10 protein-coding genes are annotated in these 16,096 nt (G+C 73.3%); 5 read left to right on the top strand and 5 right to left on the bottom strand.

Features of this window, described 5'->3' with window-relative positions; all coding sequences use genetic code 11:
* The first annotated feature begins 39 nt into the window (after window positions 1–39).
* The 4 genes from AC067A_RS32905 to AC067A_RS32890 all read left to right on the top strand — a co-directional run bounded on the left by AC067A_RS32905 (window position 40) and on the right by AC067A_RS32890 (window position 5,318).
* On the top strand, window positions 40–840 hold the full coding sequence (locus AC067A_RS32905) for a tyrosine-protein phosphatase (protein ID WP_479246643.1): 801 nt from the start codon (window positions 40–42) through the stop codon (window positions 838–840).
* A gap of 96 nt (window positions 841–936) precedes the next feature.
* Window positions 937–3,174 (top strand): hypothetical protein, encoded by a 2,238-nt coding sequence (locus tag AC067A_RS32900; protein ID WP_479246642.1) that lies wholly within the window; start codon window positions 937–939, stop codon window positions 3,172–3,174.
* Between the two features lie 198 nt (window positions 3,175–3,372).
* The gene (locus tag AC067A_RS32895; protein WP_479246641.1) at window positions 3,373–4,257 is read left to right on the top strand and encodes a metal-dependent hydrolase; all 885 of its coding nucleotides are present in this window, start codon (window positions 3,373–3,375) and stop codon (window positions 4,255–4,257) included.
* Window positions 4,257–5,318: a PDR/VanB family oxidoreductase gene (locus AC067A_RS32890; RefSeq protein WP_479246639.1), complete on the top strand. Its 1,062-nt coding sequence runs from the start codon at window positions 4,257–4,259 to the stop codon at window positions 5,316–5,318. Before AC067A_RS32895 ends, AC067A_RS32890 begins: the two co-directional genes overlap by 1 nt.
* Before the next feature lie 18 nt (window positions 5,319–5,336).
* Here AC067A_RS32890 and AC067A_RS32885 read toward each other — a convergent pair whose 3' ends face one another.
* Window positions 5,337–5,810 carry a hypothetical protein gene (locus tag AC067A_RS32885; protein ID WP_479246637.1) on the bottom strand — a complete coding sequence of 158 codons (474 nt, stop codon included), beginning with the start codon at window positions 5,808–5,810 and terminating at the stop codon, window positions 5,337–5,339.
* 37 nt (window positions 5,811–5,847) lie between these two features.
* Here AC067A_RS32885 and AC067A_RS32880 point away from each other — a divergent pair, with 37 nt between their 5' ends.
* Complete coding sequence (locus AC067A_RS32880; RefSeq protein ID WP_479246635.1) at window positions 5,848–6,579, top strand: TetR/AcrR family transcriptional regulator; 732 nt, start codon at window positions 5,848–5,850, stop codon at window positions 6,577–6,579.
* On the opposite strand, the gene AC067A_RS32875 is transcribed toward AC067A_RS32880, so the two are convergent.
* The 4 genes from AC067A_RS32875 to AC067A_RS32860 all read right to left on the bottom strand — a co-directional run bounded on the left by AC067A_RS32875 (window position 6,564) and on the right by AC067A_RS32860 (window position 15,981).
* Window positions 6,564–6,896, bottom strand: coding sequence for a 5-carboxymethyl-2-hydroxymuconate Delta-isomerase (locus AC067A_RS32875; RefSeq protein ID WP_479246633.1), 333 nt, complete (start codon window positions 6,894–6,896; stop codon window positions 6,564–6,566). The genes AC067A_RS32880 and AC067A_RS32875 overlap by 16 nt on opposite strands.
* Before the next feature lie 860 nt (window positions 6,897–7,756).
* Window positions 7,757–13,048 carry a pullulanase-type alpha-1,6-glucosidase gene (gene pulA / locus AC067A_RS32870; RefSeq protein WP_479246632.1) on the bottom strand — a complete coding sequence of 1,764 codons (5,292 nt, stop codon included), beginning with the start codon at window positions 13,046–13,048 and terminating at the stop codon, window positions 7,757–7,759.
* Between the two features lie 71 nt (window positions 13,049–13,119).
* Window positions 13,120–14,841, bottom strand: a complete 1,722-nt coding sequence (locus AC067A_RS32865) for a carbohydrate-binding module family 20 domain-containing protein (protein WP_479246630.1) — start codon at window positions 14,839–14,841, stop codon at window positions 13,120–13,122.
* A gap of 123 nt (window positions 14,842–14,964) precedes the next feature.
* Window positions 14,965–15,981 (bottom strand): LacI family DNA-binding transcriptional regulator, encoded by a 1,017-nt coding sequence (locus tag AC067A_RS32860; protein WP_479246732.1) that lies wholly within the window; start codon window positions 15,979–15,981, stop codon window positions 14,965–14,967.
* Window positions 15,982–16,096 lie beyond the last annotated feature (115 nt).

Here is a 16,096-nt window from a genome sequence, read left to right as displayed (position 1 = left end):
GGTCGACACGAACGTGTGCGAACCGGAGGAGTCGATGCCATGCCCGCCATCCCCGCCACCTCCGTAGCGAACCTCCGTGATCTCGGCGGACTGCCGGTCGGCGGCGGGCGGGAGGTGCGGGCCGGGCGGGTCCTGCGGTCGGCACAGCTCGACCGGCTGGATCCGGACGAGCCGGCGGTGGCGGACCTGGGCATCCGTACGGTGGTCGACCTGCGGACGGAGAGGGAGCGGGCGGAGCGGCCGGACCGGCTGCCCGCCGACGCGCGGCTGCTCGTCGCGGACGTGCTGTCGGACCAGCTGGCGGGCAGCGGGCTGCCGCCGGCCGCCCGTCTGAAGACGCTGCTGGCCGATCCGGCCCTCGCCGAGGAGCACCTGGGCGGGGGCAGGGTGCGGGCGGCCTTCGAGCGGACGTACCGCACCTTCGTCTCCGGGGACTCCGCCCGCGCCTCGTACCGCGCCCTGCTGGGCGAGCTGGGCACACCGGGTGCCGGGCCGCTGCTCTTCCACTGCGCGGCGGGCAAGGACCGGACGGGCTGGGCGGCGACGGTCGTGCTGTCGTTGCTCGGCGCGGACGAGGGGACGGTGCGGACCGAGTACCTCGCGGTGAATCCGGCGGTACGGCTGGCGTTCGCGCCGATGATCGAGGGGTTCACGGCGCAGGGCGGCGACCCGCAGCTGGCGCTCGACCTGATCGGGGTGCTGCCCGAGTACCTGGACGCGGCGCTCGACGAGGTGGCGGTGCGGCACGGTTCGATGGAGAAGTACGTACGGGAGGGGCTCGGGGTCCCGGACGAGGTGACGGAGCTGATCCGGGAGCGGTTGACGGTCTCCCCGGCCTGAGTCCGCGCCGCGGAGCGCCCGCGGGTCGCCCCGGGTCACTCCCGGGCCGCCCGGGGGCCGGGGTGACCATCGGAAGAATCGCTCGTTCTGCTGAACGTGAGCACCCAGGATCTCGTTCCCTCGCCCGTGGGTCCCGTCGACGTCGAGCAGGCCGAGGCCGCGCTCGTCGAGCGCTATCCGCGTCTCGTCCGCATCGCCTATCTCGTGCTGCCGTCGTCGCTCGGCCGCAACCGGCGGGTGCTGACCGCGCACGCGCTGGTGCAGCGCTCGCTGCCGCGCCGCCGGGTGCCGGGCCCCGCCTCGGTGCCGGAGCCGCGGCGGGCGGAGGACGCGGTCGATCCCGGGTACGCGTACGTACGGGGCGAGGTGCTGCGGCAGGCGCTCGTCGCCGGGCTGCCCCTGCGGCGGCTCGCGCTGCCGCGGCGGGCGCAGCTCCCGCCGCTGCTGCCGCACGTGTGGGGCCTGCGGCTCTTCCCCCGGGTCGGCGGCGCCGACGAACTCGCCCTCGACCAGCGGCTGTCCCGGCTCTCCGGCCCCGGCCGCGCGGCCTACGTGCTGCGCGGTCTGGAACTCCAGGGCGACCCCGAGGTCCTGCGCGTGCTCGCCGCGGCCGGTGTCGAGGACCCCACGGCCGCCCTGGCCGAGGCGGACGCCCTGGACGCCCTGGACGACGGGGGCGCCCTGGACGACGGCGGCTCCGTGACGGGACCCGCCGGCAGGGTCGTCCCGGGCGGGTCCGGCGAGCGGGTCGGGGAACAGGCCGGGCCGGGGCGTGGCCGGGCCGGCGGGCCGGGCCCCGGAAAGGCGGACGTCCCCGCCGCCGGTGCCGGGCCGCTCGGTGCCGACGGCGGCGCAGGGCCGCTCGGGGCGGGAGGCGGTGCAGGGTCGCTCGGTGCCGGGGGCAGTTCAGGGCCGCTCGGTGCCGGGGGCGGTGCGCCCGGTGGTGGTCCCTGGCCGCTCGGGGCCGGGCGGGCCGGGGGGGTCAGTGGGGCGGCGTTGCTGGAGTCGGACGAGTTCGATCCGTGTGCGTTGCAGGCGCGGCCGACGGATCTGATGCGGCGGCGGCAGCACGGGCGGGCGGCGGTGGTGGCGGTGGCGGCTCTGGCGGTCTGCGGGACGCTGCTGGGGCTGCCCGGGGACGGCTGGGGAAGAAACGGTGCTGCTGCGCCGTCGTACGCGCGCAATCCGGCGGCCGAGGCGGCGCTCGACCCGGGAGCGGTCAAGCGGGTGCCGCCGGCGGCGTGGCCGGGTTCGACGCGGCGGGACTTCTCGGTGTGGCCCGCGCGCGGCGGCCTCACCGGGGACGGGACGCTGCTGCGGCGGGCGCTCGCCGTGTGGGCGCGGCCGGGGCTCTCGGTGCGGTCGTCGGCGACGCCGGGGACGCCGGTGGGGCCGCCGATGGGGCCGCCGCAGCTGCTGTTCGCGGGGGTGGTGGACGGGGCCCGGGTGGTGCTCTTCCACGACGGGCTGCGGGTGGTGCGGTACGCGGAGCCGACCGGGGGCGCGGCGGGGGCGGCGCTGGACTTCGCGCGGACGGACGGGGCCGACACGGTCGGTTCGGCGGCGCTGGTGCTGTCGAGGGCCTCGGGCAACGTCCGTTATCTGACGGCCCCCTGGGTGCGGGAGACGGCGGTGCGCGACCTGCTGGCGGCCGCGAAGGAGCCGTGGCCGCTGGCCCGGGACGCGTACGGGGTGACGGAGCCGGTGCCGAGTCCGGCGGAGGCGAAGGACTGCGCCCGCTGGAACACCCTGCAGGTGCGGGACGGTTCGGGCCTGCGGCTCCTCACGGACCTCGGCGAGTTGGCGCCCGCGCGGCTGCTGTGGGGCTCGCCCGCGGCGCCGGTGGACGCGACGGGCCGGGAGGCGCGGGAGGCGTGGGCGCGGACGGCGTGCGGGCTGACGGCGGTACGGGCCCGGGGGGTGCGGTCGGTGAACGCCTGGCGGTTCGCGCGGCAGCAGCTGCCGGAGCGTGCCGGGCAGGGCACCTGGCTGTGCACGCGCGCGGAGACCTGGCGGGGTACGGGTGGCCGGGTCCTCGCCCAGTTCCTGGTCCCGTCGGCGAAGGTGCCCGCGGCGCTCGCGGCCGGTTCGGAGGGTTCGCCCGCGTGCGGGGTGCGGGATCCCCGGGTCCTGGCGGGCGTGTTGTGGCAGGCCCCGGGCGGCGGCTGGTACGTCCTGGCGGCGGGCAGCCCGGAGTTCACGGCCCTGGAGGTCTCGGGCGGGGTGAAGGGCCGTTCGGACGGCCCGGTTCTCGCCGTACGGGCGGAGGCGGGGGCGCGGGCGGACCTGGTGGGCACCTTGGAGGACGGGACCCGGCGGGGCGCCCTGCGGTGACCCGGCGCGCGCACTGCGGGTGACCCTGGGCGTGCACTGCGGGTGACCCTGGGCGCGCACTGCGGGTGACCCGGCGGCACGTCTTGCGGTGAACCGGGCCGCGCCCTGCGGTGACCGGGCCGGAGGGGCGGCGGGCGGGTGGGAAAAAGGCGGTGCAGGGGCCTGTTCCGGGGCCCTACCCCTCAGTACATTGACGGCATGTCTAATACGCAGCCTGCCCCGGTGGCGTCGGAACACGTCGAGCTCAAGGCCCGGAAGGTCTCCTTCGACTGGGAGGAGACCCCGCTCCACTGGGTTCCCGGGGACCCCCTCACCACGCACACCATCAACGTGCTGCACCTGCTGCTGCCGGCCGGTGAGCGCTGGTTCGTGCACGTCTACAAGCAGGCGCTGCCGTACATCACCGACGACCGGCTGCGCGAGGACGTCATCGGGTTCATCGGGCAGGAGGCCATCCACTCCCAGGCCCACGACGACGTCCTCCCCCACCTGCGGAAGCTGGGCCTGGACCCCACTCCGTACACCGCGCAGGTCGACTGGTTCTTCGAGAAGCTCCTCGGGGACAGGACCCTGCCGCCGGGCCGGCCGCGCCGCTGGTGGCTGCTGGAGCGGGTCGCGATGATCGCCGCGATCGAGCACTACACCGCCTTCCTGGGCAACTGGGTGCTCAACGCCGACGAGCTGGACCGGGTCGGCGCCGACCCGGTGATGCTGGACCTGCTGCGCTGGCACGGAGCGGAGGAGGTCGAGCACCGCTCGGTCGCCTTCGAGCTGTTCATGCACCTCGACGGCGGCTACCGGCGTCGCGCCCGCACCTGGGCGCTCGCCTTCTCCGCGCTGGTCTTCCTCTGGCAGCGCGGAGTCCGCTTCTTCCTGGAGAACGACCCGAGCCTGCTCGACCCGAAGGCTTCCTTCGCGGACTTCGTGCGCAGGGGCCGCAAGGGCGTGCTGCCCTCGACGCCGGACATGCTGCGCTCGGTACCCCGCTACCTCTCGCGCGCCTACCACCCCTCGCAGGAGGGCGACACCGCGCAGGCCATGGCCTACCTGGCCTCCTCGCCCGGCGCCAACGGAGGCCGCTGATGCCCCGGTTCACCACCGTCGCCCTCGCCGCCGGAGCCGCGCTGCTCGTCCGCCGCGCCGTCCGCAGCCGGATGTCCACGGCCCCGCTCTGGCCGATGCCCGCCCTCGACGAGCCCGTCTCCGGGTACGGCCGGGGCAGCACCGTCCCCCGCAAGGTCCTGGTCACCGGCCGGGCCACGCCCGCCGAGGGGGTCGTCGAACTGCGCCTGGAGGGCGCGGGACTGCCCGCCTGGCAGCCGGGCGCCCACATCGACCTGGTCCTGCCCTCGGGCCTCGTGCGGCAGTACTCGCTCTGCGGCGACCCCGCCGACACCGGCGCGTACACGGTGGCGGCCCGCCTCGTCGAGGAGGAGCAGGGCGGCCGGGGCGGCTCGCGCGAGGTCCACGAGCAGCTCCACGACGGCGTGGAGCTGGAGATCCGCGGCCCCCGCAACCGCTTCCCGCTGATCGACTCCCCCGCGTACGTGTTCGTCGCCGGCGGCATCGGCGTCACCCCGGTCCTGCCGATGGTGCGCGCCGCCGAGGCGGCCGGGGCGGATTGGCGTCTCCTGTACTGCGGCCGGAGCCGGGCCACCATGCCGTACCTGGACGAGATCGAGCGGCTCGGCCACGACCGGGTGACCGTCGTCGCCGAGGACGAGTCCGGCCGTCCCGGCCTCGGTTTCCTCGGGGAGCTGCCGGACGGGACCGTGGTCTACTGCTGCGGCCCCGACGGGCTGACGGACGCGGTGGCCGCGGCGATGCCCGAAGGCCGGGCCGCGCGCTTCGAACGGTTCTCGGCCGCGGCCACGACCGGCGGCACGGCCTTCGAGGTCGAACTGCGCCGGTCCGGGCGGACCGTGACGGTGGCGGCCGACCGGTCGGTCCTCGAAGCGGTCCGCGAGAAGCTGCCGGGCATCACGTACTCCTGCCGGCAGGGCTTCTGCGGCACCTGCCGACAGCGGGTCCTCGAAGGCGAGATCGAGCACCGGGACGAGCTGCTCACGGATGCCGAGCGGGACGACTCGATGCTGATCTGCGTCTCGCGCTGTACGGGGAAGCGGCTCGTCCTCGACCTCTGAACGGAGTGCCGCACCCGCTTACGGCAGGATCAGCCAGTCGAAGGCGAGCGCGGCGCCCAGACCACCCACCAGGAGCCATGTGGCCAGCCGCGTGCGGCCGTTGCGGGACAGCTCGATCACCACACCGCAGAGGATCATCGCGAGGCCGTACACGCCGACGACCAGGACGGACGTACGGCTCGCGAGGCGGATCACCAGGACCACGGCGAGGGTGACGAGCAGGACAGAGGCGGCGGCGACGCGGAGGCGGCGCGCCTGCTTGGGGGTGAGACCCGAGGCGGAGGCGTCGTCGAACTCGTCGTCCTCGTCGAGCTCTCCGCCTTCCCTGGCCTCGTCGGCCTCGTCGAGCTCTCCGCCTTCCCTGGCCTCGTCGTCCTCGTCGGCCGCGTCGAGTTCCCCGGTCGCGTCGGTTTCGGCGGGTTCGGGAGCCTCGTCGGTCTTCGTGGCCGCGGGGGCCTCGGCTGCCGGGGTGTCCTGGTCGGAAGCGCTCATGGAGCAGGAGCGTAACGGACCCCGTTAGGCTGTTCGTATGACGACCGGGGTGCGCCGCAGGATGGGCGTCGAGGAGCGCAAGCAGCAGCTGATCGGGGTGGCCCTCGAACTCTTCAGCCACCGCTCTCCCGATGACGTGTCCATCGACGAGATCGCCGCGGCCGCGGGGATCTCGCGGCCGTTGGTCTACCACTACTTCCCCGGCAAGCAGAGCCTGTACGAGGCGGCGCTGCGGCGGGCCGCCGACGAGTTGGCGGCCCGGTTCGTCGAGCCGCCGCAGGGCCCGTTGGGAGCTCGGCTGCTGCGGGTGATGGGCCGGTTCTTCGACTTCGTGGACGACCACGGGCCGGGGTTCGCGGCGCTGATGCGGGGCGGGCCCGCGGTGGGCTCGTCGACGACGAACGCGATGATCGACGAGGTCCGGCAGGCCGCGTACGAGCAGATCCTCGCCCACCTGGAGGTCGAGAAGCCCTCGGCCCGGCTGGAGTTGGTGGTCAGGTCCTGGGTGTCGCTGGCCGAGTCGACCGCGCTGCTCTGGCTGGACGGCCGCCGGGTGCCGCGTGCGGAGCTGGAGTTGCAGCTGGTGCACGACTTCGCGGCGCTCGCCGCGGTGAGCGCCGCCTACGACCCGGACATGGCGGGGATCCTGGTCGGGATCATCGCCGACGAGCCGGCCGACGGCCCCTTCGCGGACCTGGTGGCACGGCTCGTCACGCTGGTGCCCGCGGTCGGGGCGACGGCCGTGGTGCCCGATCAGCGCTTGCGGTAGGACGGGTCGAGGTCGCGGACCTCGGCGGTGAGCCGTACGCCCTCCGTCTCCTTGACGTAGGCCGGCAGCAGGTCGAGCACAGCCTCCGAGAGCCGCGCCTTGAGCGCCTCCGGGCGGCCGGGCAGCAGCGCGATCTCCACGTGCACGAGGACGTCGTCGGTCGCTCCGTCGGCGACGACCAGCTCCTCCACCTCGCGGAAGCGGGTCTTGCAGGCCTCGACGGTGGTGTCGACGGTCTCCGCGACGAGCGGGTGCAGGGCGAGCGCGAAGCCGCGCCGGTCGAGGGGGGCGGAGTAGTCGACGGTGATCTGCGGCATGTGGGGCGCTCCCGGTGCGACGGATGTTTGGCCACACCTTTACGGGGATCCCCTCGGTGACACAAGTGACCTTCCGGGGGGTGGACGGGGCGCCCCGGCGGGCCGGGCCTCGCCCAGGCTGTGAGCGGCGTCCTCCCGTGCCCCGGGTTGTGGGCGGCGCCCCCTGGCGCCCCCGCGTTGTGGGCGGCGCCCTCCCCGCGCCCCGGGGTTGTGAGCGGCGCCCTCCCCGCGCCCCCGGGTTGTGGACGACACCTTCCACGTGTCCCCGGGTTGTGGGCCGCGCCCACCCCGTGCCCCCGGGTTGTGGGCAGACGTTCCGCGGGGCGGAACGGGTGGGCACAACCCCACGACGGCGCCGCACCTCCGGCGCACCGCTCAGGCACGGAAAACCTGGGCCCGGCAAAGGGCGCCGTCCCGTGTGCCCACCCGTCCCGCCCAGCGGGACGATTGCCCACACGGCAGGTAGGTGGGTGGCAGGCGCAGGCCCACGCGGGGCGGGCGCAGAGGCCCACGCGGGCGGGGGCGCGGGCGCCGGACCCACGGGGCGGCACGCCCACACGGCGGGACGGGGGCGCGGACGCCGGGCCCGGGTGGCGGCGCGAGGGGACGCCGGGCCCGGGTGGCGGCGCGAAAAAAGCCGAAGTCCCGGGCCGTCGGCGGGAGCGGGAAAGGCTCGCCGCCGACGGCCCGGGAGGGTTACTCGGACTCGAAGACCGACATCGTGCGGCCCGGGAGGGTTACTCGGGCTTGAAGACCGAGACCGTGCGGCCCGGGAGGGTTACTCGGGCTTGAAGACCGAGACCGTGCGGCCCGGGAGGGTTACTCGGGCTTGAAGACCGAGACCGTGCGGGCCGGGAGGGTTACTCGGGCTTGAAGACCGAGACCGTGCGGGCCGGGACGGTGAAGGTACCCGAGGCGGTGTCGTAGGAGGCGGACTTGACGACGGGGTCGGAGCCGGCGGCCTGGACGGGGTGCAGGGCGTAGCTCCTGCCGGCCAGGTCGGCGACCTTCTGGGTGGTGGCGGCCGGGGTGGCGTTGAGGACGACGACCAGGTCGCCGAGGCGCATGGTGATGACGCCCGGGGTCTCGGCGGCGCCGGAGAGCGGGAAGCTCAGGGCCGACTGGACCTGCCCGGCGGTGGCCAGCGAGAACACCGGCTCGGTGGTGCGGATCCGCTGCAGGTCCCGGTAGGCGGCGGAGGTGCCGTCGATCTGCTCGCAGCCGACCGTGAGGTTCGGGTTCACGAGCAGCGGCTTGCCGTAGGACCACTTGGCCTTGTTGTCGGCGGCCGGCGGCAGGCCGCGGCCGAAGCCGTTGCCGTCGCCGCAGTCCCAGTGGATGGCGTTGAACCAGTCGCCGCTGTCGAAGGAGTTGCGGTCCAGGGACTTGGACCGCAGCAGGTCGGAGCCGGCCTGGGAGAGCGCGGGGCCCTGCGAGAGGGTCGCCGTCGCCATGGCGAGGACCTGCATGCGGGCGCGGTCGGCCGGGCTCGTGCCCGCCGGGAGCTTGAAGGCGAGCGCGTCGTACAGGGACTCGTTGTCGTGGGCGTCGGCGTAGGCGAGGGCCTCGCCGGGTGCGGCGGCGTAGCCGGCGGGTGCGCCGTTGTAGTCGACCTCGGAGCCCTTGACCGTGCGCCCGGAGGTGTCGGTGAAGGTGTACGAGGCGAGGTTGCCGCTGAGGCCGACCTTGATGAGGTCCTGGTAGTGCAGGAGGCGGGCCTTCTGCTGCTCCGGGGTGCCGTTGGCGGTGGAGGTGTTGGGGTCGGTGAAGAGGCCGGAGGCGAAGCCCTGGACGCCGGGGTCCTCGTCGAAGGGGCCGCCGCCGCGGACGGCGTCGCGGGCCCGGTCGGAGAAGGTGGCGATGCCGGTGCCGGCCATGTTGCGCTGGGTGGCCTGGACGAAGCGGGCGTCGTCGGCGACCTCGCCGAAGTTCCAGCCCTCGCCGTACAAGATGATCGCCTTGCCGTCGACGCCGTCCTTCTCGACGGTGAGGGCGTCGAGGGCCTTGCGGACGGCGAGGATGTTCTCCTTGGGGTGGTGGCCCATGAGGTCGAAGCGGAAGCCGTCCACCTTGTAGTCGCGTGCCCAGGTGACGACCGAGTCGACGACGAGCTTGCCCATCATGGCGTTCTCGGTGGCGGTGTTGGCGCAGCAGGTGGAGGTGGCGACGGAGCCGTCGGCCTGGAGGCGCTGGTAGTAGCCGGGGACGATCCTGTCGAGGACGGACTTGTCGGACTGTCCGGCGGCGACGGTGTGGTTGTAGACGACGTCCATGACGGTGCGCAGGCCGTCGCCGTTGAGGGCCTGGACCATCTGCCGGAACTCGACCGTGCGGCGGGTGCCCTCGGGGTCGGTGGCGTAGGAGCCCTCGGGGACGGTGTAGTGCAGCGGGTCGTAGCCCCAGTTGTAGGCGTCCTTGGCCGCGGCGGCGGCGACGCAGGCCTGCTGTTCCTCGGAGTCGGGGGCGTAGACCTTCAGGTCGCAGGCGGGTTCGGTCCGGTCCGACTTCTTCTCGGGGATGGTGCCGAGGTCGAAGGCGGGGAGGAGGTGGACGTGGGAGGTGCCGGAGTCGGCGAGCGCCTTGAGGTGGCGCGAGCCCTCGCTGTCCTTGTCGGTGAAGGCGAGGTAGGTGCCCCGGTGGTCGGCCTTGGCCGTCGGGTCGGCGACGGAGAAGTCGCGGATGTGGAGTTCCTGGATCTGGGCGTCCCGCAGCGGTACGGCGGCGGGCTTCCTCAGTTCCTTCCAGCCCTTGGGGGCGAGGCGGGCGTCGGTGAGGTCGACGGCGAGGCTGCGGGCGGAGTCGGTGGTGAGGGCGGTGGAGTAGGGGTCGGTGACCCTGTTCTCCACGACCTTCTGGACGGTGGGGGCCCAGACCTTCACCACGTAACGGTAGGGCTTCCCGGTCCAGGACTTCGGGCCGGTGGCCGACCAGACGCCGGAGGCGTCGTCGCGCCGCATGGGCAGGGTGCGGCCGTCGAGTTCAAGGGCCACCGACTGGGCGGTGGGGGCCCAGACGGAGAGGGTGGTGCGGCCGTTCGCGAAGACCGGGCCGAGGGCCGCGCCGGTGGCCTTCTTCGCGTAGAGGTCGTCGAGGACGCCGGCGGTCTGGACGCCGGTGGCGGCGAGGAGGGCGCCGTTGGCGGCGCGCTGGGTGGCGATCAGCTGGCCGCGCAGGGAGTCGCGTACGCGGTCGGCGTCGCGCGGGTCGACGGTGAAGGCCGGGTACGCGGCGAGGTGCGGGTGCTTCGCCTTCTGGGCGTCGCTCAGGGAGGAGGGGGTGAGCCGGAGCCACCGGCCCTCGGTGTTCAGGGCGCCGTCGGTGACGGTGATGCCGCCGTCCTGGGCGTACACCAGCTGCTGGCTGGTGGCGTCGGTGGTCTTCACCCTCCAGACGACGGTGTTCCGGTCGATCCACTGGGCCTCGGCCTTGGCGAGGTCGAGGGCGGGGGTGCCGCCGACGGTCGGGAGCAGGTACTTCTGCTGTCCGGACAGCGCCCAGATCTCGTGGCCGTAGGTGGCGAGGTCGAGGGACTGGTCGGTGGGCAGGTCCTTCTGGTCGCCCTTGTGGAGGATGTACGAGAGGGAGGTCGCGCCGTCGGTGAGCGGGACCTCGTACACGGCGCCGTACGCGTCGATGCGGACGGGCATGAGGGGCCTGGACCAGTCGGTGGGCTGGGCGGCGCCGGTCCAGGTGTGCAGGCCCCAGCCGTCGTAGTCGCCGTCGGGCCGCTGGTAGTGGATGACGGCCTTGGTCTTGTCCTGCGGGGCCGGGGCCGGGTTCGTGTCGGACTGGCCGTCGGCGCCCTGCGTGATCCAGACCTCGCCGGTCCGGCCGAGGGTGATGCTGCGCTGCGGGCCGTCGGCGGTGCCGTCCTTCTCGACGGTGTAGGCGAGGGTGGACGCGCCGTCGGGGACCTTGACCCAGGCGAAGGCGCCGTGGGCGTCGCGACCGGTGAACGCGGCTTCCTGACCGGCTGCCTTCAGCTTCCAGCCATCGTAGTTCCCGTCCTCGCGGCGGTAGTGCACGACGGCGTGGGTCCGCTCGACGGCGACCGGCTTCTCGGGGGCCGGGGGCGCTCCGGCGGTGGTGGTGGCGGTGGCGCTCGCGGTGCGTCCGGCGGCGTCGACGACGACGGCCTTGTAGCGCAGGGCGGTGCCCGCGGGGGCGGTGACGTGCTGGGTGACCTTGTAGGGGGCGTGGTCGGCGGTGCCGAGGGTCTGCCAGCGGCCGTTGCCGACCTGGGCGGCGAAGACGACCCGGTTCAGCTGTCCGCCGGTGACGTCGGCGGTGAGCTCGACGGTGCCGGTGGCGCCTGCGGCCGGGGCCTTGAGGGCGAGGGCCGGTGCGGCGGCGGGTGCCGGGAGGGCGCGGCCGGCCTTGAGGACCAGGGAGGAGAGGGCGGGGACGGTGACGGTGACCTTGCCGTTCTCGGCGGTGACGGCGCCCTGCCCCCCGTACAGGGCACGGAGGTCCGCGGAGTCGACGGGGACGGTGACGGTCCGCGCGGTGGTGCCGCCGTTGGTGGCGACGAGGTATTCGGTGCGGGTCTCGGCGTCGGTGCGGGTGAAGGCGTAGACGGAGCCCTCGGCGTACCGCTCCTGCTGGACGCCGTCGCGGAGTGCGGGGTGTTCGCGGGTCAGCTTCGCGAGCGCGGCGATCGACCGGTACACCGGGTGGGTGGTGTCGTAGGCGTCGGTGGCGTGCGTGCGGTCGGTGCCGAGCTGGTCGTCGTCGAGGTAGTCGGCGGCCTGGGAGGCGAAGAGGGGCTGGCGGGCGTCCTTGTCGCCGTCGGCTCCGGTGAAGCCCTGCTCGTCGCCGGAGTAGATCACCGGGTTGCCGCGGGAGAGGAACATGAGCTCGTTGGCGAGCCGGGTCCGCTGGACGAGTTCGGCGTCGGAGGCGTTCGGGTTGTCCTGCTTGAGGAAGGTGCCGAAGCGGCCCATGTCGTGGTTGCCGAGGAAGGTGACCTGCTCGTAGGCGTTGGCCTTGTCGGTGGTGTAGCGGTAGTCCTCCGCGAAGACCCTGGCGAGGCGGTCGGCGCCGGCGCCCTGGGAGGCGAAGGCGCGGGCCGCGTCCTGGAAGGGGAAGTCGAGGGTGGCGTCGAGCCGGCCCCGGGTGACGTACGGGGAGGTGACGGTGGTGTCGGCGGAGTAGACCTCGCCGAACATGAAGAAGTCCTCGCGGCCCTGCTTCTTGGCGTACGCGTCGAGGGCGGTGGCCCACTGGGTCCAGAAGTCCAGGTCGACGTGCTTGACGGTGTCGATGCGGAAGCCGTCGATGTCGAAGTCGCGGACCCACTTCTCGTAGATCCGCTTCATGCCCTCGACGACCTCGGGGCGCTCGGTCCACAGGTCGTCCAGGCCGACGAAGTCGCCGTACTCGGCGGATTCGCCCACCCAGGTGGAGTCGCCCCGGTTGTGGTACATCGTGGGGTCGTTGAGCCAGGCGGGGACCTTGGCGTTCGCCTTCTCGACGGGGGTGTACGGGAAGGAGTCGGCGTCGACCTTTCCGATCGCGGTCCGGTCGTCGAAGGGCCGGCCGTCCTTGTCGAGGTACGGGTAGGCGCCCTTGGGGCGGTAGCCGTACTTCTGCTCGGCGTAGTCGACGGTGTCGGCGGTGTGGTTGGTGATGACGTCGAAGAAGACCTTCATGCCCTTGCGGTGGGCGGCGGCGATCAGCTTCTTCAGGTCCTCGTTGGTCCCGAAGTGCGGGTCGACCTGGGTGAAGTCGGTGATCCAGTAGCCGTGGTAGCCGGCGCTGGCGTCCTTGCCGGTGCCCTGCACGGGCCGGTTCTTGAAGATCGGCGCCATCCAGATGGCGGTGGTGCCGAGGCCCTTGATGTAGTCGAGCCGCTGGGTGAGGCCCTTGAGGTCGCCGCCCTGGTAGAAGCCCTTGTCCGTGGGGTCGAAGCCGGTCTGCGTCCGGCTGCCGGTGAGGCCGCCGCGGTCGTTGGAGGTGTCGCCGTTGGCGAAGCGGTCCGGCAGGACGAAGTAGAACTGCTCGCGGGTGAGGTCCTGGCGGGCGGGCTGGGCCGCGAGCGAGCGGTCGGACGGCGGGGCGGGGGGCCGGGGCGCGGCGGCGGCGGGGACGGCGGGCACGAGGGTCGCGCACAGGGCGGCGGCCAGTGCGACCACCGTTCTCTTGCGTGTCACGGGGGTGCTCCCTGGAGGTACGGGAAGAGGGGGCCGCCCCGGCGGGGCGGCCCTTTGCGTGGGGGGGAGGCTCAGCTGCGGAAGGTGTCGTTCAGGACGATCTGGCCCGAGGCGGGGACGGTCGCGGTGCGGTTGGCGCCGGACTCCCAGGTGACGTTCCCGGCCGCGTCCTTGCGGACGTACTTGTACTCGAAGGACGTTCCGGCGGGCAGGGAGACGGTCAGCTTCCACACGGGGTAGGCGGCCGGGTCGAGCTTGAGGGCGGAGGCGGGGGCCCAGCTGCCGAGCTCGGCGCGGTTGCCGGTGACGTAGATGTTCTGGCCGACGACCGTGGTGGCGTTCACGTTGAACGAGGCACCCGCGGTGGCGGGCGGCGGGGTCGTCGTGGGCGGCGGGGTGGGGGTGGTCCCGCCGCAGTTCGTGGCGTTCACGTGGAGGGCGACCGCGGTGTTGGCGGCGAGGGTGGCGGTGAACTGGCCGGAGGCGTTCACCGTGACGGCGGTGTTGCTCTGCACGTCGCAGTAGGAGCCGGCGGGCAGCGAGGTCTGGAAGGTGCGGGTGAGTGCGGAGGACTCGTGGTTGATCGCCACGTAGGCCTTGGAGCCGCGGCCGAACGCGATCGCGTTGTTGGCGTTGTCCCACCAGTTCGTGACGGCCTGCCCGCGGGCGGCGTTGCGGAAGGCGACCATGGAGGAGATCTCGCGCCAGGCGTGCTGGCACTTCCAGCCGTCGCTGTAGCAGGCGTTCACCTGGCCGCCGTTGGGCGGTCCGGCGTCCTTGTCGGTCCACTCGTAGCCGGAGTGGACGTCCGGGGAGCCGTAGGGCCAGGCGAGCATGAAGACGGAGGCGAGCGTGTAGTTGGCGCCGTCCTTGTAGGACAGGGTGTCGCCGCCGCGCTCGGTGTCGTGGTTGTCGACGAAGACGCCGGACTGGCCGGAGGGCATGTAGCCCCAGGCCTCGCCGAGGTTCTTGAGGTAGGAGATCTTCTCGCCCTGGAGGACGCGCTTGAGGTCGCGGGCGTAGCGGAACTCCTGGACGTCGCCCGTGCCGAGGTACTCGCTCGGGGAGACGGCCTCGCCGGCGCCGTGGATGGCCTCCTGCTTCCAGTAGGCGTTCGGGTTCGTCAGCCGGGACTTGATGTTGGCGAGGTCGGCGGCCGGCATGTGCTTGGCGGCGTCGATGCGGAGGCCGTCGACGCCGAGCGAGAGCAGGTCGTTGAGGTAGCCGGCTATCTTGCCGCGGACGTGGTCCTCGCCGGTGTCGAGGTCGGGGAGCTGGACCAGTTCGCAGTTCTGGACGTTGCCGCGGTCCTGGTAATTGGAGATCGAGGAGCGGCAGTCGTCCATGTCGGAGCCGGAGTAGAGGCCCGGGTAGTCGTACTTGGAGAACGGGGTCCCGCCCGTTCCGGTGCCGGAGCCGTTCGCCATGTGGTTGACGACGGAGTCGGCGACGACCTTCACACCGGCCGCGTGGCAGGTGTCGATCATGTTCTTGAAGGCGGTGCGGTCGCCGAGGCGTCCGGCGATCTTGTAGCTGACCGGCTGGTACGAGGTCCACCACTGGCCGCCCTGGAGGTGTTCCTGGGGCGGTGAGACCTGGACGTATCCGTATCCTGCGGGGCCGAGGCGGTCGGTGCACTCGCGGGCGACCGAGGCGAAGTTCCATTCGAACATCACCGCGGTGACGTCCTTCTCACCGGGCGGAGTGGCCTGCGCCGGGTTGTTTCCCGTGACGGCCACAGCGGCGGCTCCCGCCACGAGGGCGAGTGCAGCGGCCACGGTTCTTCTGGCCATGCTTCCTCCTGGACGACATCAGTGTCGCAAGAAGTTGCCGAAAACTTCAGCAACTGTTTTCAGCCGTGACCGTACGAGCGCCCCGGCGCCCGGTCAACCCTCCGGACGCCGCAACGCAAGTTGTTACGAAAGGACTTGCGACTCCCTGCCGGGCGGCTGCGCCGTGGAGCCGCGCACCACCAGCTCGGGCTGGAAGACGAACTCCGTGCGCTGCACCGGATTGCCCTCGATCTCCTCCAGGAGCGCGCCGACGGCGGCCGTCGCCATCGCCTGCACCGGCTGGCGCACGGTGGACAGCGGCGGACTGGTGAAGGCGATCAGCGGGGAGTCGTCGAAGCCCACGACGGAGACGTCGTCGGGCACCTCCAGGCCACGGGCGCGGACCGCGCGGATCACGCCGAGCGCCATCAGGTCGGAGGCGCAGACGATGCCCGTGCAGCCCTCGCGGAGCAGGATGTCGGCGGCGGCGTGCCCGCCCTCGACGCCGAAGAGCGTGGGCCTGATGAACCGCTCGGCGTCCGCCCGCTCGATGCCGAGGAGCTCGTACAGCTCGGCGGCGAAGCCCTCGGCCTTGCGGCGCGAGGGCACGTAGCGGGTGGGGCCGATGGCGAGCCCGATCCGCTCGTGGCCCAGCTCGACCAGGTGGCGCACGGCCATCCGGGCCGCGGCCCGGTCGTCGGGCGAGACGAAGTTGGCGTCGATGTGCTCGTTGTAGCCGTTGATGAGGACGTACGGCACGCCCCGGGCGCTCAGCCGGGCGTAGCGCGCCGGGTCGGCGCTGGCGTCCGCGTGCAGCCCGGAGAGGAAGACGATGCCGGCGACCCCGCGCTCCACCAGCTGTTCGACGAGCTCGTCCTCGGTGGCGCCGCCGGGCATCTGGGTGCAGAGCACCGGGGTGTAGCCGTGCCCGGCGAGGACCTGTTCGACGACCTGGGCGAAGGCCGGGAAGATCGGGTTGGTCAGCTCGGGCACCACGAGCCCGACGAGGCCCGCGCTACGGCGTTTGAGCCGTACGGGGCGCTCGTAGCCGAGCACGTCGAGCGCCGCGAGCACCTTGTGCCGGGTCGCGCCGGCCACCCCCGCCTTGCCGTTGAGGACGCGGCTGACGGTGGCCTCGCTGACGCCGGACTGGGCCGCGATGTCCGCGAGCCGCGGGGGGGGGGGGGCCCCCCCCCCCGGCCGGGGGGGGGGGGCCCCCCCCCCCCCCCCGGGGGGGGGGGGGGGGGCGGCGCCCCCCGCCCGCCCCCCCCCCCCC

This window comes from Streptomyces sp. NPDC043176, from assembly GCF_056436715.1.
The sequence above is the reverse complement of the archived record's forward strand: the minus strand, read 5'-3'. Positions and strand labels throughout refer to the sequence as shown.

Bases quoted from the DNA above. Each gene is read 5' to 3' on its own strand.
- AC067A_RS32905 (WP_479246643.1), top strand. From the start codon at position 40: ATGCCCGCCATCCCCGCCACCTCCGTAGCGAACCTCCGTGATCTCGGC.
- AC067A_RS32895 (WP_479246641.1), top strand. From the start codon at position 3,373: ATGTCTAATACGCAGCCTGCCCCGGTGGCGTCGGAACACGTCGAGCTC.
- AC067A_RS32890 (WP_479246639.1), top strand. From the start codon at position 4,257: ATGCCCCGGTTCACCACCGTCGCCCTCGCCGCCGGAGCCGCGCTGCTC.
- AC067A_RS32885 (WP_479246637.1), bottom strand. From the start codon at position 5,810: ATGAGCGCTTCCGACCAGGACACCCCGGCAGCCGAGGCCCCCGCGGCC.
- AC067A_RS32880 (WP_479246635.1), top strand. From the start codon at position 5,848: ATGACGACCGGGGTGCGCCGCAGGATGGGCGTCGAGGAGCGCAAGCAG.
- AC067A_RS32875 (WP_479246633.1), bottom strand. From the start codon at position 6,896: ATGCCGCAGATCACCGTCGACTACTCCGCCCCCCTCGACCGGCGCGGC.
- AC067A_RS32865 (WP_479246630.1), bottom strand. From the start codon at position 14,841: ATGGCCAGAAGAACCGTGGCCGCTGCACTCGCCCTCGTGGCGGGAGCC.